The sequence below is a fragment of the Paraliobacillus sp. PM-2 genome (genome assembly GCF_001368815.1).
Taxonomy (GTDB): domain Bacteria; phylum Bacillota; class Bacilli; order Bacillales; family Amphibacillaceae; genus Paraliobacillus.
In genome coordinates this window covers 200355-226570 of sequence record NZ_CTEI01000001.1, presented here as the reverse complement: position 1 = coordinate 226570, position 26216 = coordinate 200355, and the positions used below count along the sequence as shown (strand labels likewise).

The 26216-nt window shown below is 34.3% G+C and carries 20 protein-coding genes and 1 riboswitch; of the genes, 8 read left to right on the top strand and 12 right to left on the bottom strand.

Annotated features, from left to right (window positions below; all coding sequences use genetic code 11):
• Nucleotides 1-24: 24 nt before the first annotated feature.
• Nucleotides 25-999, top strand: coding sequence for an ABC transporter substrate-binding protein (locus BN1058_RS00985; protein ID WP_255306934.1), 975 nt, complete (start codon nucleotides 25-27; stop codon nucleotides 997-999).
• A gap of 57 nt (nucleotides 1000-1056) precedes the next feature.
• Here the strand turns inward: BN1058_RS00985 and BN1058_RS00980 are convergent, their stop codons facing one another.
• Entirely contained in the window at nucleotides 1057-1812 is a 756-nt protein-coding gene (locus tag BN1058_RS00980) for an ABC transporter permease (RefSeq protein ID WP_090851562.1), read from the bottom strand.
• Nucleotides 1787-2566 (bottom strand): ABC transporter ATP-binding protein, encoded by a 780-nt coding sequence (locus BN1058_RS00975; RefSeq protein WP_090851558.1) that lies wholly within the window; start codon nucleotides 2564-2566, stop codon nucleotides 1787-1789. The genes BN1058_RS00980 and BN1058_RS00975 overlap by 26 nt, the downstream gene beginning before the upstream one ends.
• A 305-nt stretch (nucleotides 2567-2871) precedes the next feature.
• On the opposite strand from BN1058_RS00975, the gene BN1058_RS00970 reads away from it, so the two are divergent.
• Nucleotides 2872-3753, top strand: a complete 882-nt coding sequence (locus BN1058_RS00970) for a ferritin family protein (RefSeq protein WP_090851555.1) — start codon at nucleotides 2872-2874, stop codon at nucleotides 3751-3753.
• A 41-nt stretch (nucleotides 3754-3794) separates the two neighbouring features.
• Here BN1058_RS00970 and BN1058_RS00965 read toward each other — a convergent pair whose 3' ends face one another.
• Complete coding sequence (locus tag BN1058_RS00965; RefSeq protein ID WP_090851552.1) at nucleotides 3795-4328, bottom strand: phosphoribosyltransferase family protein; 534 nt, start codon at nucleotides 4326-4328, stop codon at nucleotides 3795-3797.
• Between the two features lie 15 nt (nucleotides 4329-4343).
• Nucleotides 4344-5417, bottom strand: a complete 1074-nt coding sequence (locus BN1058_RS00960; protein ID WP_090851549.1) for a guanine permease — start codon at nucleotides 5415-5417, stop codon at nucleotides 4344-4346.
• Between the two features lie 251 nt (nucleotides 5418-5668).
• A riboswitch (purine riboswitch) is annotated at nucleotides 5669-5770 on the bottom strand.
• A 143-nt stretch (nucleotides 5771-5913) separates the two neighbouring features.
• Here BN1058_RS00960 and BN1058_RS00955 point away from each other — a divergent pair.
• From BN1058_RS00955 to BN1058_RS00935, 5 genes are all read left to right on the top strand, one after another.
• Complete coding sequence (locus BN1058_RS00955; RefSeq protein WP_090851546.1) at nucleotides 5914-6594, top strand: response regulator transcription factor; 681 nt, start codon at nucleotides 5914-5916, stop codon at nucleotides 6592-6594.
• A complete protein-coding gene (locus BN1058_RS00950; protein ID WP_090851543.1) occupies nucleotides 6591-7970 on the top strand; it encodes a sensor histidine kinase in 1380 nt (459 codons plus the stop codon). Before BN1058_RS00955 ends, BN1058_RS00950 begins: the two co-directional genes overlap by 4 nt.
• 72 nt (nucleotides 7971-8042) lie before the next feature.
• Nucleotides 8043-9077 (top strand): ABC transporter permease, encoded by a 1035-nt coding sequence (locus BN1058_RS00945; protein WP_090851540.1) that lies wholly within the window; start codon nucleotides 8043-8045, stop codon nucleotides 9075-9077.
• A 1-nt stretch (nucleotide 9078) separates the two neighbouring features.
• Entirely contained in the window at nucleotides 9079-9765 is a 687-nt protein-coding gene (locus BN1058_RS00940) for an ABC transporter ATP-binding protein (RefSeq protein WP_090851537.1), read from the top strand.
• A 287-nt stretch (nucleotides 9766-10052) separates the two neighbouring features.
• Nucleotides 10053-10358 (top strand): hypothetical protein, encoded by a 306-nt coding sequence (locus BN1058_RS00935; RefSeq protein ID WP_090851535.1) that lies wholly within the window; start codon nucleotides 10053-10055, stop codon nucleotides 10356-10358.
• Between the two features lie 151 nt (nucleotides 10359-10509).
• Here the strand turns inward: BN1058_RS00935 and BN1058_RS00930 are convergent, their stop codons facing one another.
• The 8 genes from BN1058_RS00930 to BN1058_RS00895 all read right to left on the bottom strand — a co-directional run bounded on the left by BN1058_RS00930 (nucleotide 10510) and on the right by BN1058_RS00895 (nucleotide 24990).
• Nucleotides 10510-14031 carry a discoidin domain-containing protein gene (locus BN1058_RS00930; RefSeq protein ID WP_090851532.1) on the bottom strand — a complete coding sequence of 1174 codons (3522 nt, stop codon included), beginning with the start codon at nucleotides 14029-14031 and terminating at the stop codon, nucleotides 10510-10512.
• Between the two features lie 277 nt (nucleotides 14032-14308).
• A complete protein-coding gene (locus BN1058_RS00925; RefSeq protein ID WP_090851529.1) occupies nucleotides 14309-15136 on the bottom strand; it encodes a carbohydrate ABC transporter permease in 828 nt (275 codons plus the stop codon).
• The gene (locus tag BN1058_RS00920; protein WP_255307032.1) at nucleotides 15133-16029 is read right to left on the bottom strand and encodes a carbohydrate ABC transporter permease; all 897 of its coding nucleotides are present in this window, start codon (nucleotides 16027-16029) and stop codon (nucleotides 15133-15135) included. Before BN1058_RS00920 ends, BN1058_RS00925 begins: the two co-directional genes overlap by 4 nt.
• A gap of 96 nt (nucleotides 16030-16125) precedes the next feature.
• On the bottom strand, nucleotides 16126-17439 hold the full coding sequence (locus BN1058_RS00915; protein ID WP_090851526.1) for an ABC transporter substrate-binding protein: 1314 nt from the start codon (nucleotides 17437-17439) through the stop codon (nucleotides 16126-16128).
• 180 nt (nucleotides 17440-17619) lie between these two features.
• Nucleotides 17620-19263, bottom strand: coding sequence for a sensor histidine kinase (locus tag BN1058_RS00910; RefSeq protein WP_255306933.1), 1644 nt, complete (start codon nucleotides 19261-19263; stop codon nucleotides 17620-17622).
• Nucleotides 19264-19376: 113 nt separating this feature from the next.
• A complete protein-coding gene (locus tag BN1058_RS00905; RefSeq protein WP_176694406.1) occupies nucleotides 19377-20915 on the bottom strand; it encodes a response regulator transcription factor in 1539 nt (512 codons plus the stop codon).
• A gap of 294 nt (nucleotides 20916-21209) precedes the next feature.
• Nucleotides 21210-23123 carry a beta-N-acetylhexosaminidase gene (locus BN1058_RS00900; protein WP_090851516.1) on the bottom strand — a complete coding sequence of 638 codons (1914 nt, stop codon included), beginning with the start codon at nucleotides 23121-23123 and terminating at the stop codon, nucleotides 21210-21212.
• 127 nt (nucleotides 23124-23250) lie between these two features.
• Nucleotides 23251-24990: a glycoside hydrolase family 35 protein gene (locus BN1058_RS00895; protein WP_090851512.1), complete on the bottom strand. Its 1740-nt coding sequence runs from the start codon at nucleotides 24988-24990 to the stop codon at nucleotides 23251-23253.
• A gap of 251 nt (nucleotides 24991-25241) precedes the next feature.
• Between BN1058_RS00895 and BN1058_RS00890 the strand changes: the two genes are divergently transcribed.
• On the top strand, nucleotides 25242-26123 hold the full coding sequence (locus tag BN1058_RS00890; RefSeq protein ID WP_090851509.1) for an AraC family transcriptional regulator: 882 nt from the start codon (nucleotides 25242-25244) through the stop codon (nucleotides 26121-26123).
• Nucleotides 26124-26216 lie beyond the last annotated feature (93 nt).

The following is a 26216-nucleotide window of genomic DNA, read 5'->3' as shown; positions in this document are numbered from 1 at the left end:
GGAAATAAAGAAGGAGCAAAACAATTGAAACTAAGATTACGAAACTACCTATTTATTGCATGCAGTATTTTTTTACTAGCATCCTGTTCAAACAATAATACAGATGCGGATCAAACCACAGAAAACGAAAAAGAAAATGGAGTCACACCAAGTGGAGAAACCTTCACGATTGGCACATTACCAGCAGAAGCCGCACTACCCATTATCCTAGCAGAAGAGAATGGCTACTTTGAAGAAATCGGTGTAGATGTATCGATTAAAACATTCACATCACCAAATGATCGTAATGTTGCCCTACAAGCCAATGAATTAGATGCTGCAATTGGTGATGTGATGACAACTGCTGCCTTTGTTGATAGGGGAATCAACCTTAAAATAACATCAGATATTAACGAAGACTTTAAAATCTTGTCATCACCCGGATCAAATATTACAAATATCCAAGGGTTGGATGATAAAGATGTGTCCCTTGTCCCTAATTTTATCCTTGAATATATTATGGATGAAATGGCTATAGCAAATGATTTCAACTATAACATCGTTGAGATTCCTTCTTTTTCAGGTAGATCAGAGGCACTTTTATCTAATCAAATTGACGGTGTTGTATTTACTGAACCACAGGCTGGCATGCTGGTGCAACAAGGTGCACATTTATTAGCAAGTTCAAACGAAGCTGGTATTAAAGGCGGCACGATTTTCTTTACAGAAGAAATGATCCAAAACTATCCTGAAGACATAAAAGCTTTCTACACCGCTTATAATCAAGCAATCGATTATATGAATGAAACTAATGCGAATGACTATGCTGATATTCTATCCAATTATCAATTCCCAGCAGCAATGAGTGACTATATTAACAATAAGGACGTTCCATACACGCATGCTGCTAGTATTGACCAAGACCAGTTTGACCGCATCATCAAATGGACAAAAGAAAAAGAACAAATTGAACAAACCTATAGCTATGATGACCTAACTGATTTCTCTTTCATTAAATAAATAAAGTCAAACCTAATGGAATACCTATTATTATCAAAAAACCTTTCTGATCACATATCAGAAAGGTTTTTTATTCCAAGGAGTCACATTTATCTCCAGCATATCAATTAGCTTAAACATTAAAATACCTAAAAAGCTTAAAGCCAGGATGCCACTAAACATCTCAATGTAATCCATTTTTGTCCATGCACTTAAGATAAAGTACCCGATGCCATATGTTGTTGCGTAATTTTCTGCAAAAAATAAGGTTGCAAGTGAAATACCAATACTAATACGCAATCCAGAAAATAGTTGGGGTAAAATAGCAGGGATAATTAAATAGCGATACATAGCTACCTTGGAAGCGGCAAAACTATGCATCACGGTAAAATAAGACGGTGGAATTTGTCTTACCCCATCCCTTACCGACAAAATAATTTGGAATACAATAATAAAAATAATTAAAAGGATTTTGGATTGATTTCCTAATCCATACAAAAGCATAAGTACCGGCAAAAAAGCTACCTTAGGAATGGGATAAATATAATAAAGAAATGGTGAAAAAAGTTGATCAAAAACGCGATTAACTCCTGCCAATATTCCAATTGGCAATCCAATCACTAAGGAAATAGCAATAGCCGTCCATACTCTAGCCATACTCGCCAATAAATGTAATGCTATTGGTCCTTTCATTGTGTATAAATAAATGATCGATTCTTGTGGAGATGGAATCGTATGTGTATCAATTAGTGAATAGACTAATTGCCACGCCAAAAGTGTCATTAAAAATCCGATAACCAATTGATTGTTACCTATTATGCGTAAATATTTCATCTGGTTCCATCTCCAAATTTATAAGTTTCCTTACATTAATACAAGCTTGATAAAAAGCTAATGTTTGTCTATTATCTTTATTTCCAAAAATGGGATTACGAATCTGAGTTATTTGTCCATTCTCACGCATAATTAGAATAACTTCCCCTAAAAAAACTGCTTCTTCTATATCATGCGTCACAAAGAGCATGGTTGTTTTTTCCCTTTGATGTTGCGCTAAAATAAGTGCTTGAATTGATTCTTTTGTCATGGCATCGATTGCTGATGTTGGTTCATCCATTAACACAAAGTCTGGTTCAACGATAAGTGTCCTTGCTAAGGCTACTCGTTGTTTTTGTCCACCACTTAATTCATGTGGGTATTTATCATAACAATGTTCTATTTGTAACTCTCTTAGCCATTCAAGAACCCGTGACTCTAGATCCTTTTTATTGATAGATGTATACATTTGTAGTGGCATTTTAACAGCATCAAATACTGTTTGCCACGGAAATAATCCTAAATCTTGAAATAAAAATCCGGTTTTTACTCTTGGTTTCATAAGTCTTTCATTATTGATAAAGATGGTTCCACTTTCTGGTGCAGTAAAACCCGCAAATAGTCGTAATAAGGTGGTTTTACCAATACCGGATTGACCAATTAATGCATAAGAAACACCTTTTTCCAACGCTAGACTTTGTTGCTTAATGATCACTTGTTTTCCAAAACGGTAAGAAACATTCTTCATTCGAATAAATGCCTGATTATTTTTCATAATCTAGTCGCCCTTCCTAAATAATACTATCATACCACATGGAACAACGCCCCATTCTTCCCTTCTAATCTAGCATATAGTGAATAAGAAGTATAATTAGGCCAGGCACACAAGACGATGTATATCGCATAACATAAAGTAATTTCAATTAGTATGAAGTTTTTTGAACATTACTGATTGTTAGTTAAACGATTTCGCTTTTACGAGCGGTTTATTTTACACAGTCGGTACTTTGTCTTTTAAGTATAATGCAAAGGATTTATGGTGGATAAATGAACTGATCGCATAGCAGGAGGTTGATTATTTTGTATACCGATCCTCAAGATAAGCAGAGGTTATCTGACTTTAATTTACAAAAAAACATTCAAAAAGCAATCGACGGTGAATATAATGCTATTATTTGTTATGAAACATTAGCTAATCTCTCGCCTTTGCAGGATGATCGAAAAAGAATACTTGATATACGGAAGGATGAAAAGCGCCATCTCAACTCATTTAGTACGATTTACAAAGATCTCACTGGAAAACAACCAACATATGAGCTAAAAGGTGATTGTCAAAATACTTTTAAGGAAGGGATAATTGCTGCCTTTGAAGATGAGCAAGAAACGGTAGATTTCTATTTAGATATTGCTGATCAGACAGAGGATACAGCCATTAAACAAACCTTTCAACGTGCAGCAGCGGATGAACAAAACCATGCCGTATGGTTTCTTTCATTTTTGAACAATAGCTATCATTTCGATGAAAATAGACAAATTAATAACTATGGGGCAAAAGCTGCTCTAGATGCACCTTCCCTATCTATAGCAGATATGCTCACCTATGCGTTACAGGATGAATATTTAGCTCAAGCACGTTATGATACGATATTAGCCAACTTTGGTAATGTTCGGACATTCACTCAAATTAAAGCAGCAGAATTACGGCATATTGATGCACTTCTCCCATTGTTTGATCGCTATCAAATTCAATTGCCAATTGATCAATCAATGAATTTTGTTACCACCCCAGAAACGATTAAAGAAGCATATGCGTCAGGAGTACAAGGGGAGATTGATAATATTTCAATGTATGATAAATTTTTGACACTTAATCTTCCAAGTGATTTACAGATTGTATTTACACAATTGCGTAATGCTTCTATTAATCACTTAGCAGCCTTTGAAAGAGGGCTTGCACGATAAATGTGAACGGGACAGGGGGCTGACCCCCCTATCCCGTTTTTTTAAAATAATGGTAGTTTTTCTAAAAATATAATGTCTTCTCGTTCTGCAGCGCTTCCCTCTGCTAGGATAGCAGCTTTCGCTAAAACATGTGCTCCTGCCTCTTCTAATAGAGCCTCTAATCCTCTGATGGATTCACCAGTGCTAATTACATCATCAATAATAGCTACTCTTTTCCCTTTAATTAAGGATGCATCTTTTCCATCTAAACATAATGTTTGCTCTTTTTGTGTCGTAATAGATGTTACCTTTTTTATCAAGGGGGATTGCATATAAGGCTTCATACTTTTTCTTGCTACAATATACTTATCCATGTTCAATACTTTTGAAATCTCTTGAATTAATGGAATCCCTTTTGCTTCTGCTGTAACGATGTAATCAATCGTTGGTAAATTTTCTGCTAACAACGGTGCAAGGTATGTAACCAATGCTGTATCCCCTAAAATATCAAAACTAGCAATACGTAGGTCTTCTGAAACAGTAACAATTGGTAATTCTCTTCTTATACCTTTAATATTTATTTCATATGTCTTCATTTTCATCCACCTCATTTAAAATCCAAAGATAGTAATTAAAAATTGTATAACTATACCTGAAACCATACCAACAAACGGATCAGTGATAGCTGTAACAATCATCGTTATAGCACCAACTACACCGAGAGAAGCATCACCAGTTGTTAATGCCGCAACCGCATTGTCTGGTAATGTAACAATTGCGCCTAATACAAACAAAAATCCAGAAATAGATGCGGTAGGAATGTATTTTCCTATTTTCGGAAGTATTCCAAAAATTAAAATAAGTGCCATGATAACCATCATTAACACCCCCGACCAGACAGGGTGCGGTGCACTAGCTGTGGCCGAGATAATTACCTCTACAGGGCCACCACCAAAGAAAGATGAAGCCATATCTGCTACACTACTAATCATCGCTAAAATATCAACATTCACATCTCGACTGGCAATCGAACCATTAATATTTCCAAAAGCAATATTTGCACCAATGTTTAGACAGACCATTGCTAGTGCACCACGAAGTACCATTGGATTAAAAATAAGTGATTGTCGAATCATTTTTTCTTTGACAAAAGGTTTCTCATTTTGATTGATTTGATCTTTTTTAAAGAAATAGAAAACTAGGCTTGATAGCACAACAGAAATAGTAATTGTATACACTAAATCTTTCGTAGCTATATATGTCACTAAACCAGACGCAAAAGAAACAACACCTGCAAGTTTATTCCCTTTCGCCATATCCCAGGCAACTTTTGATAACATAATCCCAACACCAGCCATCATCCCACTGGTTATTACAGGGCCAATTAAGTTTATAATCCATTCCAATAACCCAAATGCTCCAATCAAAAACATGATGGCAGCACCAAAGAAAATCATAGATAACCTTTCACGCAAATTCTTACCCATCGTCCCTGCAACCGTAATTGTTTCTGCTTGAAACGAAATAACCGCTACCGAGCTAGTCAGTGCGTTCCCTGCAGCACCAGCAACAAAGGCTAATGCAGTCGGAACAGATGCAAAACCGAAAGCTAAAGCTAGTAATCCTTGTGGCAAACCATTTAAAACACCACTTAATGCTGCTAATACATCCTTCAATATTTCCATACGTTTCCCCCGATCGCACCCATATCTCTTCGCAATGGAAAACCGATTGATAGATTTTTTCTATGTTGTAGATTTCTATCTTTTATTGACGGTAATTATCTTCAAACTACTAACAAAACAGAATTCACAAACACACATATTTACTTTTTTTGTTAATAAATTAAAAAAGTCGCCTATAGAAATAGACGACTAGATAACTAGAATGATTGACAAAAAAGCACACTTGTTGCGCTGCATAATCTTTGTTAGTTATTCTATTATTAACCGTCCATAGTAGAGTAATTTTCGGTTACTCTGTAGAGACTCCCAGACCGTATTTCCAGGAATATATGGGGTGCTTTTATTTTTATATACAAAATGAACTTATCACAAACAACAGACATAAGCAACTAAAAAACTACATTACAGCTAGACAATATGATGGTAAATCATATAAAATTTTCTATAATGAACGGGACAGGGGGGCTGACCCCGCTGCCCCAATTGGAGGACAGAAATGGCGAGAATTTTGATTGTGGATGATGATGTTCATATTTTGCAGCTTGTAACCATTAATTTAACGAAGGCAGGATATAATGTAATAAAGGCAAAGGATGGCACGGATGCTTTAGCAAAATTAAAACAACAGAAGTGTGATCTTGCTGTGATTGATATCATGATGCCTTTCATGGATGGTTATGCTTTAACAAAAGAAATTCGTAAAAAATATGATATGCCCATCATCCTTTTAACCGCTAAAAATCAAATTGAAGATAAAGAAGAAGGGTTCAAATCTGGAACGGATGATTATTTAGTTAAACCGTTTGAACCAAAAGAGTTACTTTTTCGAATCCAAGCGTTGTTAAGAAGATCTGATAAGCAAGATGATGAAACAATCATTCGTTTAGGAAATACCACAATAAACAAAAATAGTTATGAGGTGCAAATTGAACAGCAGACAACCCTCTTGCCTTTAAAAGAGTTTGAGTTATTACATTATTTAGCTTCTCACCCCATGCAAGTATTTACCCGTGATCAGTTAATCGAACAAATTTGGGGATTAGAATACGAAGGAGATGAACGCACGGTGGATGTTCATATTAAACGATTAAGAGAACGCTTTTCTAAGTTAACTGACGATTTTCAAATTAAAACGGTAAGAGGTATTGGCTATTTATTAGAGGAAAAACGGTTATGAAGTCGCTATATTTAAAGTTTGTCATAATTACCATCAGTATTATGATAGTAAGTGGGATTACTTCTTTTCTATTATCGAATGCCTATTATCAAGTAAAATTAAAACCTTATAATGATCAGAAAAACACAAACATTGCATTAGATATTGCTACATTCGTTGGTGAAAACCCAAATACCAATTTAAATGCCTATTTAGAAAGTATCGGAAACATTGGCTATCACCTTTATTTAATAAACCCCAATGGTCAAAATAAATTTTTTGGCTCACCTTTTAGAGATGAGACATTAAGCGACGAGACAATAGAACAAGTATTAAACGGTCAAATATTCCATGGGATGCTTCATTTTTCAGAAGGAACATTTGTAACCGGTTTTTTTGCTAATGAATTAACAAATACAATTGGTGTGCCTTTAACACACAACGAACAAAAATATGCGCTTTTTCTAAGGCCAGATATTGAACTTCTATTTAATGAAATGCGCAAATTGTTTGCATGGATGCTTCTATTTGCTATTTTACTAAGCATTATTATGGTTGTCTTAAGCACAAAATATCTTATTAAACCAATCACTAAATTAACAAAAGCTACAAAAACCCTCTCTAATGGTGAGTTTGATGTAACGTTAGATATTAAACGTCATGACGAATTAGGTGAACTTTCTCAAAGTTTTTTAGACATGGTAAAAAAATTAGAACAAACGGAAGATATTAGAAAGGAATTTATTTCTAATGTTTCACACGATATACAATCACCATTGTCTAATATTAAGGGTTATACCAACCTTTTGGCTGATGAAACACTAAGTACAGAAGAAAAGGAAAAATACATCTCCATTATAAATGGGGAAATACAAAGACTCTCTACACTAACACGTCAATTATTACTTCTTGCTTCCTTAGATCGAAATGAAGACATTGTTAAAAAAGAAGTTTTTCGTTTGGATATACAACTAAAAGAACTGATTAAAAGTTACCAGTGGCTAATTGGAGAAAAAGGCATGATGCTTGGTTATTCCTTATCGCCTACAGAAATTTATGGTGATCCTTCCTTACTTTATGCTGTGTGGGATAACCTATTAACGAATGCAATAAAATATAATTGCGCACACGGAAGCATTGATATAACGATTGAACAAAAAGAAAAAACAGTTTGTATTTTAGTTAAAGATACAGGAATTGGATTAAGTGAAACCAATGCAAAGAGAATATTTGACCGTTTTTATCGAGTAGATACGTCACGGACAAGAACAATCGAGGGAACAGGGCTTGGTCTATCGATTGTTGCTAGCATAGTAAAATTACATCATGGTGATCTTCGAGTAGAGAGTGACGAAAATCAAGGCTCCACTTTTATAGTTGAATTACCGACCCAATAATTTTTTGTTGTTCATATTCCGTTCATATAACTGTTTTAAACTAAAGGTATGAAACAGTTTGGAGGGGATTGTATGAATATAGCATGGAAAGAAATGAAGAAAAACAAAGCTAAATTTCTTATATTAGGTTCCATTGTATTCTTAATTAGTTTACTGACTTTTATTATTTCAGGATTAGCTAACGGGTTGTCCGATGATAATGCTTCACTCATAAAAGATTTACCAGAAGGACAGTTTTATATGAGTGAGGATGCAGAACAGACATATAACTTATCAACTATCGATAATGAAACACAAGACCAGATTCTTTCAGAGCATACAGATAGTACGGCATTTTCTATACAAAGAGGTTTTGTCAACGATAATGATGACAAACAGCATGGTGTTGTTTTTGTAACATCCACTGATTCTAACTTATTTAAGAATGTTGATAGTGGAGAAATCATACTTGATCGTTCGTTAAAAGACGATGGCATTAAAGTTGGAGATACACTAACAAACAACCAGTTCGACGACACGTTTGTAGTAAAGGGATTTGTAGCTCAAAAGAAATATAGCCATTCCCCTGTAGCTTATATTAATACAGCGGATTACAAGCAAATGTATCGCACAGAAGAAATGCAACTCATCTTTATTCCAGATGCTAATGATTCTTTAACTTTTTCAGGATTAGAATCATTCTCTAATAAAGCATTTCTTCAAACGATTCCTAGTTATAGTGCAGAACAAATGTCTTTAAATATGATTGTTTGGTTTTTAGTTGTCATTAGCGGTATGTTGTTTGCCATTTTCTTCTATATGATGAATGTACAGAAAATTGGTTTATACGGTATTTTAAAAGCAATCGGGGTAAAAACAAGTACATTATTCAAAATGATGTGGACACAAATGCTAGTCATTACCTCCATAGCCCTTGTTTTATCGGTTTTATTAAGTCAACTATTTAATCAAGTCGCCCCTGAAGGTATGCCATTTAGTTTATCTATTATGACTACTATACAGTTAGCAATTGTCTTCTTTGTCATTGGATTTATTGGTGCGACACTTTCTGGATTACAAATAAGAAAAGTTGGACCATTACAAGCAATTCAGCAAGGAGAGGTGTAAGATGAGTATATTCTCAATTAAAGATGTTCATAAGTCATTTACAAACGGAGAAGTGGAAGAAGAGATTCTAAAAGGAGTGAACCTTTCCCTTCAAAGGGGAGAAGTAACTGCATTAATCGGCGCATCGGGATCTGGTAAAAGTACGTTACTTACGATTGCAGCTGGACTTCAGCCAGCATCTAATGGGCAAATTATATTTAAAAATGAAAATATTGCTGCATATAATCAAGAACAAACTCGCAAAATTCGAGCAAAAGAGTTTGGTTTTGTCTTTCAATCATCCCACTTGGTTCCATTTCTAACGATCGAGGAACAATTATTATTAATGTTGGATGTTGCTGAGACAACTTTGAATAAGCAAGAACAACAACAGGAAATAAATAAAATGCTAAAGACGGTGGATCTTGAACATCGCAAACATGCGTATCCATCATCTTTATCAGGTGGTGAGAAACAGCGTGTGGCAATTGCACGTGCCATTATTCATCAACCTAAAATACTTTTTGCAGATGAACCTACTGCGAACCTAGATTCTAAGCGCTCTAAAGAAGTAATGGAGTTAATTCAAGAGTTGACAAAAACACTTGATATCACTACCCTAGTTGTTACACACGATGAAGAAATGCTCGCTTACGTAGATCACATTATTAAAATGAAAGACGGTATAGTAATGGGACAGGGGGTCTAACCCCCTAGCGTTGCATCAGTGTCATTAATTTACATTAGTTTTAATAATTTTTATCAAATCAAACATTCATGCTTGAAACGTAGAGGAAATACACTCGCTTTCCGCGGGCACGGCCTCAGCTAACTTGGTAAAGAAAAACACTTTACCAAGTGGATCTTCGGACGCGTGCTGTTCCCGCAGGAGTCTCGCATATTTCCTCTACTTAAGCGCCTATATTCAAACAAGAATATAGGCTATTTCTATTTACAAAAATAAAAAATGCTCCTATTGTAGAAGAGAGACCATACTTGTTCCCAAATCTTCTACAAAGGAGCACAAAACCACAAGGCATGTCGAATCAAATGTTTTTCGCTTTAGTAGCTTATGGATTGGCTTTAATCCTTCAATTACAAATGAAAACAAAAAAGAAACGGTGGCAGTTTTTACGTCTGATGCGGACGTATATGTATAAACCTTACGATGCGTTCACAGAAGCGGTTTTCAGAAGAAAAAGCAAAACAACACGAGGACAACAAAAAATACCGATACGTAAAACAACCACAATGTTTGAAGGAACGATAGCCATGATTAAGCCACAAAAAAGAAATAAATAAAGCTCTAACTTCACAATATAATATACAAAAAAAGGGAACAAGGTCTTTTTTACGACCCGGTTCCCTTTTTTAATTTCTCTAACAAAACGTAATGGTATTTTTTTGATTAAATGGTTAAAAACTCTATTGGTGCAACGCTAGTCCCATTTGTTTAATGACGTCTTCTGGTGGCTAATAGTGTTGTACCTAAACCAATAATCAGTAAAGCTATTCCTACTACAATCCAGTTATACATCGGTGTTGCTGTATTCGGTAGTTTATTTCCGTTGTCATCTTGTTTTTCATTCCCTGTTTGTTCGTTTGACTGTTTGTCTTCACCATCGTCTGAATCAACAATATTTTGATTATTGTCTGATGTTGTTGCTACAAATACGCCGTATGTTGAAAAGTGCGGTACTTCTAATGTGATCGCTCCGTTCGCAGCATCTCCTCCGCGAAGCTCCCATGTACTCGTCCCTTCATTATAATAATAGATTTTCACTTTATCATCCGCATATTTTTCTTGATCATAACCTAATACCAAAGTAAATATACCACTTGGCTTCTGACCTTCAGGATAAGAGAATTCAAAATGATACACATCCCCGGCCTGTTTGATTCCTTCCCCACTGCCATTCACCTGTGTTACCGTTACTGTCGTTCCTTCTGGTAGATCTGATGGTAACAAGACTTTGGCATTACTTCCTTTAATTATAACCGTTGAACCTGGTTCTACTTTTGTTGGTTCACCACCAACTTCTATCTTCTTTTCAGATTTATTGTCCAATTGGTCAATTGCCACCTGTAATGCATTTATTACCTCTGTCAGATCCGCTTCGGTTTTTATTATTTCTAATGACGCTTGGGCTTCTGTAATTGCCTCTTGCAGGGAATTAAATGAAGCACTTGTATACGATTCATCTTTATTTGTGAACCCTTTTGCTGTTTTAATTAACTCTTTTAGTTCTGTTAGATCAATTGGATCTGGGGTTGGCTTATTTGTTTCTAATCTATCTATTGCTGATTGCAGCGATGCTAGAGCTGTACTTAAGTCGGCTTTGGTTTCAATCGTTTCTAGTACTGACTCTGCCTCTGAAATCGCTCCTTGCAATACTGCAATGGATGCTTCGGTATATTGATCATCGTTTGATTTGGACTGCGCAAGTTTAATGAGATTCTCTAACTCAGACAAATCCAACACATTGTTATGTGTTGACCACCATTTCACTTGAGTTAATGCAATATGATTCCACGTTAAATTCCCTTCATTTATTTTTAATCGAATTTTATTTGTATTAATAGAATCAAATGTAATATCTTTTTCCTCAAGTAAACTATTATTTGAATTCCATTGTAAAGAAACATCTGAAAGAATTGAAACCCATTCATTCCCATCATGATACTGAACATCCAAATTAGTAATTCCTTGACCCTGACCATAGGTGACAGCTAACGTAATTTTTTCTGTATCAACATATTTATCTCCCAAGTCAAAAGTAATATAACCAGGTAAAGTTGCTGAATTTGAAGAACTCCATGAATCACTTGAATCATTAAGAATATTTGTTATATCACCAACACTCGTGCCCATGTTTGTGCTCACTTTAGATTCTGGTGCAACATTGATTAGCTCAGGTTCTGGTTCTGGTTGTTCAGGCTGAGATTCTAATCCTGATTTATATTTTATCGTAGGATCCCATATCGAACCATCACAAGCATCTGTTCCATTTTTGTTAACGATAAAATAAATCATATCATCGCTGTCTACCGTAGTTGATAAATTGTGTATAATACCTTCATCATCAGACGCTTCTAAATACTGCCACTCATTTTGAGAGGGCCATATTTGTGTATCATCTTTGACTATTTTTATATTAATTCCATCACCACAGGATGTGTTTTGTTTTCTTGGGTTCGCCTCAATAGAAATTTCCCCTTCTTCAGGAGCTTTCCAACCTACAACCGTATTATTATCATCTGGGTGTATATAAGCATTCGGCTTCATGACATTATACTGATACGAACCCCGCCAATGACGCCCCTCTTCATCCCATGACATTTCAGAATAAGGAGCAGTATTTCCTTCTAAATAATACCACTGATTTTCCCCTTGAACCGAGCCCCAGTCTTCTGATAATTTATAATGACCAAACTTTGGCTTTGGAGGCATAGCTTCAATACCTGAAACAGTAGTTTGGCCAATCTTATACCAATTAGAGGTGGTTTTTTCATCAGTTATCGCTAAATTAATTGCAGGCTTGTTACCGTTAGTTGTATCAACAATTGCATAGGCAAAATCATACGTACCACTTGGAACATTACCGAAGCTGACGTTAGATTGGTAGTTATATGTTGAACCCTTTAACCATTCTGATGGGTCAATATCTGTAACGTGAGTAAACACAGGAGCAGCCGTTGTTGTATCAAGTAATGCATAAGCAACTTTATATTTATAGTCCCAAGCTGGTCTATTATTCGGTATTTTTCCTATACCTGTATTTTTCCAATTGCTTTCAACAACAAAATAATTATTCGATTCTACTGAAGTTGGAGCGGTCAACGAAACAGGGACAAAGCGATAGCCACCTTTATCAATAAACTCATCAACCAAATCTTCATTTTTCATCCACTCTTGAGCATCCTCTGGAACACGAAAATCAAATGTATTTGCCCGGGCTGCTAATGCATCTCCAAGGCTAGCTTCCAACATGCTACGTATCGTTGAAAACGGGTTCCCATTTCTATTCATGTAACCTTCAAAATCATGCGCAAAGTAGTTCCACCCATTCTCCGCATATAAAGGAATACCTTCATTTAGTAATTTACCCACATAATAGTCCACATCCGTTTGGGTAAAATACATTGGCATCCCAAAGCTATCACGACGCAAAATATCATATTCATTTGACAATACTAAATCTTCAGCATGACTTGCAAGGGCGCCTCCTTGTTGTGGACCTAGTAGTACATGATGGAATGCATTTCTATAAGCAGTAGTTATCGTTTCAACTGCTGTATTCACATTACCCGGTTGAGAACTATCAACTTGGATGTTATGCCCTTCTCCCCAAGCACCTAATCCCATTCCATCAATAAAGTCAACCTTAGCAGGATCATCATATTCCTCACCAAAGGCAGCGATAAATTTAGTCAACTTATCTAAGAATACCTGATCATTTACATACGGTGTCCAAAAAGTATTCGTATATCCTTTAGCTCCAGCCGTTTTTACATATTCAGGAGTTGCTTGCTGATATGAATCTTGACTATCTATATAGACACGAAATGCAAGATTTAAATCATTTTCTAAAGCATGATTAATTAACTTTTTGTAATTGGGGTCATGATCCCAAGCATACTTCCCTTCTTCCGGCTCAAAAAAAGACCACGGTGCACGTATATAGAATATACTTGCTTTATCAGTTGCCCCTGAGGTATCAAATGCATTCCAAAACAATTCCGCATCAAAAACACCCTTGTTAATATCAGGCATATCACCATTCGTCATTTGGCCAAAAGCATCTAAGTATAAAACCCAACCCATGGCAGGATTCTTGACCACTCCCGTTGTTTTTTCTGTAGGATAATAGGTATTCGTTTCAGCAGCTTCTGACGAATTAGGAAGTATTGATACAGCTAAAACGATTACCATACTTAGCAATAAATACAGCGTTTTATTAATATTTTTTTTCAAGTCAACCCCTCCAATTCAATTAAAATTTGTTTTACTTTTTAAAACACCAAACCAAATAGAAAGCGTTTACAAAACATTGAACACTTAACCTTTTTTTAATTATTCAACTTCACCTCCTTTACTGATTTTTAAAAAATCTTTTCAAATATATCCATATTCCATGATGTGTAAATTACTCTGTTTATTAACAGATTACCACTTTATAAAAGATTCGTCATTAAAGGAAAGGGAAAAGAGAAATTAAGGTTGAATTGCCCTTCTCTTATCCCTATTACTTTTATCCTTTTACAGACCCCATCATACCAGCAACAAAATGCTTTTGCATTAAGAAGAACACAAGTGCTGTTGGTAGGGTTGCAATAACAATAGCGGTCATTATGACACCATAATCTGGAGAATAACCTGCACCTAAAGTTGAAATAAGTAAAGGTATAGTATGATTCTCTGGTGATTGTAAAACGATTAAAGGCCAAAGGTAATTATTCCAGCTATTCATAAACGCAATAATTGCTGCGGCCGCATAAGTAGTTTTCATAGAAGGGACAAAAATCCTAAAGAAAATACCTATTTCCCCGAGACCATCCATTCTCCCCGCTTCCACCAAATCACGGGCAAACATTTTTGTATTTTGACGGAAAAAGAAAACAAAGAATGCTGTAATCACAGTAGGTAAAATAACAGCTGCTAGCGTGTCAATTCCAAATAATGGGGCAGTGGCTGAAATCCTACCAAATAGTCGATATAATGGAATCATTATTGCCGCAAAAGGAATCATCATAGATAATATTAAAATATTAAAAACTACATCCTTCCCTTTCGAACGAAAAATTTCGAATCCATACCCCGCTAATGAACCAATCAATAAGGTTAAAACAGTAGTAATTACAGCCACAATTAGAGAATTAACTATTGAGGTTATAATATTATAATTTTGAAATAAGTTGGTTATGTTCTCAAACAAATGACTCCCTGGTATTAATCGTCCGCGCGTTACATCAACAGATTTATTTGTCATGCTGATACACATCCATAAAAACGGAAAAATAGAAACAAACGTTGCAATACTTAGAAAAACATAAGTAAATATTCTTTTTATTTTATTCATGAACGATCACCTGCCACTTTGAATTGAATAAATGAAAAGACAACAACAAGTAATAAAATGACATAAGATACGGTTGCCGCGTAACCGAAGTCTGGTGTATATTCAAAGGACAAATTGTAAATATACATGGAAATGGTTAATGTCTCATTTCCTGGCCCACCACTTGTAATATTCATTACCTCGTCAAATAGTTGTAAGGTTCCGATAGTAGATACAATTGAAGTAAACAATATGATTGGTTTTAAAACAGGTATTGTAATATAAAAAAACTGTTGAATACTTGATGCACCGTCAATTCTTGCTGCTTCATAGATAGATTTGTCCACATTTTGAAGTGCGGACAAATAAAATATCATATTATATCCTGTCCAGCGCCATGTAATTGCTATAATAATCGTTATCTTTGCCCAAAAAGGGTCAGCTAGAAAATTAATTGGATCTGATAGAATGTTCATATTAATTAAAAAATCATTAATAAAACCATCTTGTGCAAATAAATATTTGAAGATAACTGCATAAGCAACAAGTGATGTTACAGCTGGTAGAAAAATAGCTGTTCTAAAAAATCCCCTCAATTTTAAAGTGGGATCATTTAACATTACCGAAAAAACTAGAGCCAGTACAATCATAACCGGAACTTGAATAATCAAAAATAACATCGTGTTAGATAATGCTTTCAAAAAAGTTGGATCATTAAACAAACGTACATAGTTGTCAAGACCAACGTAATCAAGATTGGAACCCATTCCAGACTGAAGAGATAGGAGAAAAGCCTGGATCATTGGATAAAGATAAAATGCACTGATACCTAAAATAGCTAACAGAATGAAAGTCCATCCTATTGTGTTTTTTTTCAAACCTTGTATGAGTCTTTTGCTTTTGGTTGATTGCATACTTATATTATTCATAGATGATGACAAAACCTCATTCTCTCCTTCAGATTTAATAGCTATTCTACCCTCAATAGATAAGGGTAGAATAGCTATTAATTATTTAAATTGATTTTCCGCTTGCTCTTGTGTGTTATTTAACACATCCTCTAGACTTTCACCTTTAAGGTAATTTTGCATTTCTGCTTCAAGAATACCTTCAATACCATTTGTGTTTATGCCAGAATCAATCTGCGGAATATCCTCCATCCATTGAGAGAATTTGTAGATCAGTTTTTGACCTCCAAAGAAATCATCTTCAATTTGATATGCTTCACCTTCTGAAGCTGCTTTAAATGTACCTATCGCACCGATTTCTGTTACTAAATCTTGATAAAAGTCTTTGTTGGAACCAAAAGTTTGCCCTAAAAACTCAGCAGCTTTTTCTTTACCATCAATATTAAGTACGTACCAAGAACTACCACCAAGGTTTGCGGCATTTTTTGCTCCATCTATATCAAGGCGAGGTATTGGGGCTACTCTCCATAAACCTGCTTGTGATTCTGCTTGTTCGATACTTGGCGCCATCCAATTACCAGTAGGAACTGTTGCAGCATCGCCATTATTAAATGAACCGATATAGTTACTCCAATCAGATACCATATAAACCGCTTCACTATCCATTAACTTTTTATAATTTTCAAGTGCTAATTTTAAAGCATCATTGTTTTCAATATTAATTTCATCATCAGGAGTAGTGTACCAGCTACCAGCAGATTGCAACATCATTCTTATTATTCCTAGATCATTTGGATCTAGTGATATCATTGCAGTTCCGGTTTTTTCCTTCACTTCAATTGCAATATCCACATATTCTCCCCATGTAATATTTTGCAAGTCTTCTTCACTATACCCTGCTTCTTCCAATATATCTTTACGATAGAATAAGCCAGTAACACCTGTATCAAAAGGAAGCCCATACTGCTTTCCATCATAACTAGTTGGTGCAATTTTATAGGACGCAAAATCATCCGTATTAAAATACTCACCAATTGGGTAAAAAGCATTTGGATAAGATCTAAGGAAAGTCTGAGCACGACCATCTTCAATTAACACTATATTTGGCATACCTTTCATCGTTCCAGAACTCAATCCTGCATTAAGCCGTTGAACAATGTCAGCGGAACTACTATCAACAATCTCCATTTTTAGTTCTTCATCGAAATAGTTTTGTGCTATTTCTAGTGCTGCAACATTAAAATTTTGATCCCATGCCCACGCAAGAAGAGAACCTTCAAATTCTGATGTGCCTTCATCTCCTGAATCATTTGCTGATCCTTGTGTTTGATCATCTTCCGAACATGCTGCTAACATTGTTATTAATAGCGCTAAGCCTAACAACCAACTAAATCTTTTAAATACATTTTTCAACATAACTACCCCCTGTTTTTTGTAAAAAATCTGAATGCGCTTTCAATCTACAACTTAATTATAATGAAAGTGAGTGGTAGTTTTTTCAGTTGTTCTTGTAACTTTTTTTAGCTAGAAACGCTGTTTATTATTTTTTATGGTACTTTTTTTAGCTTTGGTACTTTTTGACGATATAAATTATTATTACGAATCTATGAATGGCAAAGTAATTTTCACTCTTGTACCTATGCCTAATTCACTCTTTGTCTCTACACCGTACTTATTTCCATATAATAACTTAATCCGTTCATCTACATTACGTATTCCTATACCACTATATAATTGTTTATTTTGTTCTTCCTTCGAATGGCGTTGCTCCTTATCCATACCATCACCATTATCCATTACTTCACACACAAGCTTATTATCCTTAACAGCAATCAATATTTGGATTACGCCACGTTTCTTTTTAATAAATGCATGAAAAAATGCATTTTCAACGAAAGGTTGTAGCACAAGTTTGGGTAAACGACATTCCAAACTATCAGGCGAAACAAGGAAGTTAACTTGAATTCGATCGCCATATCTTGATTGATTTACTTTTGTATAATTTTTCAGATGTATAATTTCTTGTTCTACTGTAATTGTTTCTTCTATATTGGTTAATGCATGTTGTAATAATGCAATAAACGATTCAATGGTTTGACTGACCTCTTCTATTTTTCCTTGTTGTGTCATAAACTTAATTGATGCTAATGTATTATAAATAAAATGAGGGTTAATTTGGTGTTGCAAAGCTTTTAATTCTGCTTTTCGTTGCTTCTCTTGCGTACGAAGTAATAGTTTCACATAATCATGCAATTCATTTAACATATAATTAAAAGATTCAGCAATTTTTCTGGCTTCATAACCACCTTTTACTTCGAGTGGTTTATTAAATTGATAGCGCGCCATATCTGAGATTTGGTTTACTAGATCTGATAACGGAACTGTCATTCGACGAATAATAAGTACAGCAATAAATAATGAAATACATACAATAAAGGCACTAATTAATAAAATCTCATTCGTATTGATTACATTCTTTGCGACTAAATTTTGGTCAACTAAATTAATTAAATATACACCAAAGCTCGGCAAATATTTTACTAAAAATGTGTAATCCTTATCGAATACACGAATATTTCTATACTCAGCTTGATACTCATTTAAATCATTTGCATAAGACAACAATCTCGGCTCCGATAAACCAATATAATTCTTTTTATTACTAGAAATAATTTTACCGTTTGGTGCCATTAACAAAATATTGTTTCCTTCACTAGTAAAACCCTCATAAAAGCTCCGCAAATCTCTCTCTTTAATAGCAGCAAAGTAATAACCATAAGGTGATTCATCAGAAGCTTCTCTAAGCGCTTTTCCTGCAATAATCATTGGCTTATGATTGGTTAAAGATGAATTTTCTAAAGAGAATTCTATTTGATTGTTACTCCGATCAAGTTGACGGGTAATCGGATGATTTAACAATACTTGATCATCTGGATCCCAAATATTAAAATTTGCATTAAACGCTTCACCTCTTTTGTTCATTAAAAGCATTGTTACATTGTTTGGGTAAAAGTTATTATAAAAATGATCAACTTTTTGATTTAATGTATATATATAAATTGCTTGTTCTCTCGTGTTATCATAGTCACTTTTTAATAACCGTTTCAATTCACTATCTTTTTCTACTTCAAATGCAGTACGAACAATAGACTGGTGAAAGTTATCAATTTGATTTTCAATCTGCTTAATCACCTTCGTATTAGTAATACTAAATGTATCCATAAATAGATTACTTGACATGCGTATCCCACTGTATGTAATAAGAACAGAGACCGTCATAATGCTAAAAAATAAAACTAAAAAAATTTTTAAAATTAATTTGTTATAGTCAAAGAAGTGGCGTATTTTTTTTATCATTGCATTCGTTCCGTTTCTGAATATTCTTTACGATAATTGCTTGGGGACATGCGCATCAATTTCTTAAAAACTTTTGTAAAATAACTATGATCAGAATAACCAACTCTTTTACTGATTATTGCAATCGAAAGTCTTGTTTCTCTTAATAGTCTTGCTGCATGATGAATACGAATGTGATTTAAATATTCACTGAAACCTTCTTGATGATTCTTACGGAAGTAACTTGATAAATAAGAGGAATTAAAGTGAAAATGCTGGGCTAACTGTTGTAACGTTAATGGTTCATTATAATGCGCCTCCATATAATCTAATAAATCAGAGATGTCTGTTGTATTTCTTGTTACACTCGGCATTAGAATTTCATCTACTTCCTCCAAAAATTTATTAAATGTCTCCATTACCTCACTTATATCGAATGCCTCATTCAAATCTCGAATATAGGTGTATTTTTTTTCTTCTAATTCATCATTATTCAATCCCCTATTACCAATTAAAATAATGACATTAAAAACGATATTTTGTATTCTTGACTTAAAATCAAACACCTCTATATCATATTGATTGGACAACTGATCAATATGTTGCTTTAAATAAGTGAATGCTTGCTCCAGATGATCTTTTTTAAACAAATAGATAAAATGATTTAAATCAAATTTCATTTCTTTATTTCTTATTGAAGGAAGATCATTGATTGTTAACACCTTTTGCTCTGGCAAATAAAAATGATATTGGCGTATTTTTTTATTTCTTTGATACATTTGTCTTAGCTGATCCTTAAGAATAAAGGATTCAGTAATAATCCAATTTAATTTTTTATTCTCTAGCCCCTCTTCTTCATTCATCTGATGAATTATCTTCTTCACATCAAGTGGGCTCATTTTATCTGCGTTTAATATAAAACATATAGTATCTTCCTCAGGTAAGAAACTATAACACTTTATGTCTTGATGATTTGCTTTAATACGCTTTATAAACTTTGATGGACTTAGTGGTACTGCAGTACTTGGCTTCCAGAATAATTCAACTAGTATGCATTCATTATTTGGTAACATTTTCTTTATTTCCTTCATTTCGTTTACTGTTTGTATTCCCTGCACCGATTTAGTTAAAATTTGCTCTATTGAAATACTAAACGTTCCCCGAGAGACCACTTGCTTATCCGATACTATTTTTCCAAGCGTTTGTAAAAGCTCTTTACTGTTTAATTTAGGCTTTAAAATATAATCTGACACACCATTCTGAAACGTCTGTCTAACATAATCAAATTCTTCAAAACTACTTAATACAATCATTTCAATTTTGGGATGATATTCATTGACATATTTAGTTAGTGTAATACCGTTCATTTTAGGCATAACAATATCCGTTATAATAATGTCTGGTTGAATTTTTTCTATCTGCTCAATAGCCTCTTCTCCGTTAGATGCTTCACCAGCGATTTGATATCCGTTACCTTCCCAGTCTACGGAGTGAATGATACCTTGACGAATTAACATCTCATCATCTACTACTAAAATTTTAAACATATCATTCATTTGCATTCCCCTTTACTCTCATTAACATTAAAACAAAGATATCTAAAATTCTCTTTACAATTTATATTTGAAAAAATGATAGGATTTACAACTACAATTATATCATTGGAGTTTGAATTATAGCAGTAGGCTACTGATAAATTAAAGAAAGTTGGAGCGTCAATGAAGGTCTCTGTACCCTGTCTTTTTTTACGATTAACTTATAAAAAATTAGCGGAAGTGGACGCAGGAATAAATCGCTGCGTCCAAAAATGAATATACTAGTTTAAATATCTATTATTTTTAAATTTTAAATTAATAAATAGGTAATACATGAAAAAATACATTAGGTGATGCCATACGGTAATAGTAAGTTGACCATCCCAATCCTGATGACTGTTCTATATTCGCATTAAATGGTAACCTTTCTTGTTCAAGTTCATCAATAGTATCGATCGTTCCTTCTAAATAATCTGATATACGTTCGCTAGCTGTCTGTAACCGCGCAATTAGACCTCCATAACGAATATCGATAACTTCCCATCCAAATGGTTTATTAATCGTAAACCATTGTTTTTTATGCGCTGACTGTAAGTCCTTAACTCGATTGATTATTTCGGGAAGCACTTCGTGAGAAATCTCTTTTAAAGTAAGGGAATCTTTTTGATCATAAGCTTCTTTTAAATTCACTCCTACTAATGCTTTCTTTGCTAATACTGCAGCTAGTTTTTCAGGAACGTTCCATATAAAATCTAATTCCTCATCAGACACTCTATACTGTCTTATTCTTTGTTCCAATTCTTCATAATGAGCAGCAATTTCATCCAATCCTTCTATCTGTTTATCAAATAGACCTATTAAAACATCTTGCCATAGTAAGAATTTAGATGGATTTGTTTGATCCATATTATCTTTTTCTACCCCTGGTATAACATCTAAATCAGCTAATAATAGATACTTTTCTGCGGCTACACCCGTACAGAATTGTGTTCGCTTGTACCACTTTGATTTATCTATTGTTTCAGCATATTGATGTTCAGCATATAACTGCAACCCTAACATCGCTGAGTAAAAGTTATTCTCGTAACCATCATCACCCCACAAAGTTACAAAAACATCTTGTACCCCTTCTTCTTTGCTAGCCTGAAGAGCTGCTTCACTTGTTTTTAATGATAAATCATACTTGGTAGCGAATGTATTCCATACCCAAATACCGCCAGCCACTGCAGGTGTACTCCCAAGTCTTTTATGCTTATTAATTAGCATTTGATATTCTTCTTTTTTTGCATGATAGTAATCCCAGTACATTAATGTGATATTATCAGGTATTTTGTCTTGCATTTCTTCTGAAATTTCCGTAGACATGTCATACTGATCATCACCAGATTCGGATGCCAGCTTAATAAACATATCGCTCCACATCATCACTTCCAATTGTAAATCATTTGTAATTTCAGTTACTCTATGCAAATGCTGTGTCATAATATCCAAACGATCTTGGTAACCAAATTTGTTTAAGTACATTCCTCTTCCCAATTCTTCCGCTTCATCCATTCCAATATGAAGACGTTTACTGCGAAATGGTCTAGTTACTGCACGAATCATTTTATCCAAAAATTCATATGTTGTTTCTTGTTCAGTTAATAATACACCTCTCGTATCTTTTAGGTAAGATACGGTTTCCCATTTCAGGAACTCGTCTAAATGAGCAAGCGTCTGAATACAAGGAATCAATTCAATTCCAAATTGATATGCATAATCGTCCAATGCTTTTAATTCCTGTTGAGAATACCTACCGCGCATGTAACCAAAATAAGGATAATCCTTCACTTCATATGTATCCTCCATGTATAACATGGCGGCATTAAATCCCATCAAGGCAAGCTTTCTAAACATTCCTTTAAACTCATCCACACGCATAACAGCATTTCTTGACAAATCAAACATTGGTCCTATGGTTCTAAAACACGAAGATTCGTTAATAACAAAATCCTTACTTGCTTCTCTTAATTCTTGAATAAATAGACCAAAAGCACGAAAGATATGGTATGGCTCATTATAATAAATAAAACCTTCTCCGTTTTTATATTTAATAATGGTCTCTGCATTTGTGTTCTTTTCGATCGTTAATGGTATTCCAGACTCGCTAAACATTACATCAATCTCTTTTTGCAATTCTTTTAAAGCAGGTAAAAATAATTGATAATTGCCCTTTAATGTAATTTGCATGTTAACCATCCCTCTCAACTGTTTTCTATATTAATAACTACTATTACACAAAAGCAGACACTTTCTTATAACGTCAAATATACAATTCTAGAAAATAATAAATCACGTATCACCAACGATTCTATAATCATCCTAAATTCGGTATATCACTTAAAGTAATTGTTGTTTTGTTTCTTTTTTCTAATTCAAAAATAATTATTTCATTTTCACCTCTCTTCAATAAAGGCGCAGGTAAATATAATGTTTGTTGAGGCCCTTTACTCCAATATCGCCCTAAGTTAAACCCATTAATGAACACCACACCTTTCGTCCACCCATTAAGCTCTACGAAGGTGTCTGCTAACTCATCTATGGTAATAGTTATTATGGAAAATGATGGTCCATTTTGTTCTATTACTTTTTCAAATGATAAATGAGATAAGTCATTTAACGGCAATGGGTATATTGTCCAATCATATAAGAATTGAAAACCTAGACGAACACCTTCTGTAATTCCTTTATAATCTTTTAGGTAAGGACCGTAATTAATTCTCCCCATATTTTCAACCAATATTGAAAGCTCTGCACCTTCACTAGGGATGTCAACCTCTAAACTTTTTGGATCCCATCGCTCTATAACACCAACAAATTGGTTATCTAGAAAAACTAGTGCTCTGTCATGAACATCTTGTAACGTCAATTTTGCTTTATTTCTCGGACCCGTAACCTTAGTCTTATATAATATAAACCCGTAATCTTGCCCTAACTGTTCCATCGTTGCTGGATTTATTCGATGAATCGCTTCAGATAATACATCCAACGAGTCAAATAAATTTGCTTGCCCTTTTATTTCAACAGTTCCATAATGCTTCTTCTTAATCTTTTTTGGAAGTTCTAAAGGCGGAAGATCAAAATGTCGCTCAAGCACCTCTCTTATTGCGTAGAATTTTTCAGTAGGTTCACCTGATTCACTTAAAGGCGCATCACTATCATAACTAGTAATAGTCGGTTCGTATTTATCAAATAACACTGCACCATTATAGAAACCAAAATTAGTACCGCCATGGAACATATAAAAATTAACCGATCCATTTTCTTGTAACATTTCATCGAGTACGTTTGCTACATCTTCTGCATCTCTAACGTTGTGCTCTTTCCCCCATTGGTCAAACCATCCATTCCAAAACTCCATACACATTAATGGTTGATCAGTCTGATATTCTTTCAGTTTTTTAAATGCTTCTCTCGGTTTAGAACCAAAATTAACTGTTTCCAACGTTTCTGGAACCATGCCACCTTGTAGCATTGCATCCTCTGCACCATCTGATGTGAAAAGCAATACATCCATTCCTATTTCTATCATTTTTGCTTTTAAATACTTTAAGTACTCAGTGTCATTACCATAACTTCCATATTCATTTTCAACTTGCATTGCAATAATAGGACCACCTTGCGTACATAATAGCGGTTGCAAAATAGGTAGTAGCATATCAAAATAAGCATCTACTTTGTCTAGATAGGGTTGATAGGAAAAGCGGAGTTGCATATTAGGATCTCTTAACAACCATGAAGGTAATCCGCCAAGCTCCCATTCCGCACATATATAAGGGGATGGTCTGACAATAACAAACAATCCTATTTCTTGTGCGATTTTAATAAATTCTGCAACATCTGCTTGTCCGGTAAACTGATATTTATTTGGTTTAACTTCATGAAAATTCCAAGGTATATATGTTTCAACTGTGTTAAAACCACAAGCTTTTAATTTCATCAAACGGTCCCGCCAATATTCCGGTACTACTCTAAAATAATGAATTGCACCAGAAATAATGGTTATTTTTTTACCGTCATAGATAAAATGTTCATTCTCTGTTTTAAAAACTGGCATGATTTGCTCCCCTTGCTCCTTATATTTGTTTATCCTAATATTATTTAGAATGATAACACGGGATAGCTAACATCTTAACGGATAATATTGCTTACTTTTAGTATATTTTTGCTATGATCATTTTTAATTACAATTTATAAACAATCTAAATAAACCTTTGAAACAAAACATTCATGGATTATAATTAAAAACTAAAGGTATAATCTACATCATTATTATAATAAAATTGCTTTTTTTTGGGGGGTATTTAGATGTCTGATGATAATTTCTTATATAAGACAATTACACACTCAGCAAGCGAAACCGCTAAAAAGCTTTGGTTTTATGTACACTCTGTTGGATGGTATATATGTGAACCTACTTATAATATTACTAGAGATCATTTTTTTGGTTTCCAGATTAAATATGTCATCAGTGGGAAAGGAACAGTAATGTGGAGAGGTAAAACTTATCAAGTGGAGCAAGGCAATATTTTTTTCCTTGATTTAAATCAACCCCATAGTTATTATGCTGACCCCGAAGATCCCTTCAAACTACTATGGGTCCATTTTGGCGGAGTAAAAACAGAGGATTATTTTCATTTACTAGAAGGGAATAATTGCCCTATATTTCAATTGGATGAGTCTGAAAAAGTCAAAAATAACCTATGGAATTTATATCATATTTTTAAAGCAAAACAAGTGGGACACGAAGCCGTTGCTTCCTCCATTATTACCGCTATGCTTACTGATATGATCGTCCATAAAATGCAGGGTGGGACTACTAATCATTTTTTGAAAACGCCCAAATATCCCAAAATTGTACAACATGCCATTTACTATATTGAGAGCGAATTTGACAAAACACTTACATTGGATCAAATTGCAAATGAAGTATCGCTTAGCCAATTTCATTTTACCCGTATATTCAAACAAGCTACTGGCTACTCCGTTATGGAATACTTGCAAAAATTTAGAATTAATCATGCTAAATTTCTATTAACAAACAAAGATATGTCTGTCGGTGAAGTTTCAGAGAAATGCGGTTTTTCTGATCAGAGTTATTTCGGAAAACTGTTTAAGCGATACGAAAACCAAACCCCTAGGCAATATAAACGATTCCACGAAAGATTTGCACCGAAAAATATCGAATAGTAGGACGAAATGGGACAGGGGGTCTGACCTCCTGTCCCATAAAAAATGGTAGCTTTTTTGTTTAAAAAAGGGTATCTTAAAGGTATAAAAAGA

What these genes read in the sequence shown, in the direction of transcription:
- BN1058_RS00965 (WP_090851552.1), bottom strand. Translation starts at nt 4,328, where the DNA reads ATGAAGACATATGAAATAAATATTAAAGGTATAAGAAGAGAATTACCA.
- BN1058_RS00950 (WP_090851543.1), top strand. Translation starts at nt 6,591, where the DNA reads ATGAAGTCGCTATATTTAAAGTTTGTCATAATTACCATCAGTATTATG.
- BN1058_RS00905 (WP_176694406.1), bottom strand. Translation starts at nt 20,915, where the DNA reads ATGAATGATATGTTTAAAATTTTAGTAGTAGATGATGAGATGTTAATT.
- BN1058_RS00925 (WP_090851529.1), bottom strand. Translation starts at nt 15,136, where the DNA reads ATGAATAAAATAAAAAGAATATTTACTTATGTTTTTCTAAGTATTGCA.
- BN1058_RS00910 (WP_255306933.1), bottom strand. Translation starts at nt 19,263, where the DNA reads ATGTCAAGTAATCTATTTATGGATACATTTAGTATTACTAATACGAAG.
- BN1058_RS00895 (WP_090851512.1), bottom strand. Translation starts at nt 24,990, where the DNA reads ATGCCAGTTTTTAAAACAGAGAATGAACATTTTATCTATGACGGTAAA.
- BN1058_RS00940 (WP_090851537.1), top strand. Translation starts at nt 9,079, where the DNA reads ATGAGTATATTCTCAATTAAAGATGTTCATAAGTCATTTACAAACGGA.
- BN1058_RS00955 (WP_090851546.1), top strand. Translation starts at nt 5,914, where the DNA reads ATGGCGAGAATTTTGATTGTGGATGATGATGTTCATATTTTGCAGCTT.
- BN1058_RS00915 (WP_090851526.1), bottom strand. Translation starts at nt 17,439, where the DNA reads ATGTTGAAAAATGTATTTAAAAGATTTAGTTGGTTGTTAGGCTTAGCG.
- BN1058_RS00945 (WP_090851540.1), top strand. Translation starts at nt 8,043, where the DNA reads ATGAATATAGCATGGAAAGAAATGAAGAAAAACAAAGCTAAATTTCTT.
- BN1058_RS00975 (WP_090851558.1), bottom strand. Translation starts at nt 2,566, where the DNA reads ATGAAAAATAATCAGGCATTTATTCGAATGAAGAATGTTTCTTACCGT.
- BN1058_RS00980 (WP_090851562.1), bottom strand. Translation starts at nt 1,812, where the DNA reads ATGAAATATTTACGCATAATAGGTAACAATCAATTGGTTATCGGATTT.
- BN1058_RS00890 (WP_090851509.1), top strand. Translation starts at nt 25,242, where the DNA reads ATGTCTGATGATAATTTCTTATATAAGACAATTACACACTCAGCAAGC.
- BN1058_RS00920 (WP_255307032.1), bottom strand. Translation starts at nt 16,029, where the DNA reads ATGCAATCAACCAAAAGCAAAAGACTCATACAAGGTTTGAAAAAAAAC.
- BN1058_RS00960 (WP_090851549.1), bottom strand. Translation starts at nt 5,417, where the DNA reads ATGGAAATATTGAAGGATGTATTAGCAGCATTAAGTGGTGTTTTAAAT.
- BN1058_RS00900 (WP_090851516.1), bottom strand. Translation starts at nt 23,123, where the DNA reads ATGCAAATTACATTAAAGGGCAATTATCAATTATTTTTACCTGCTTTA.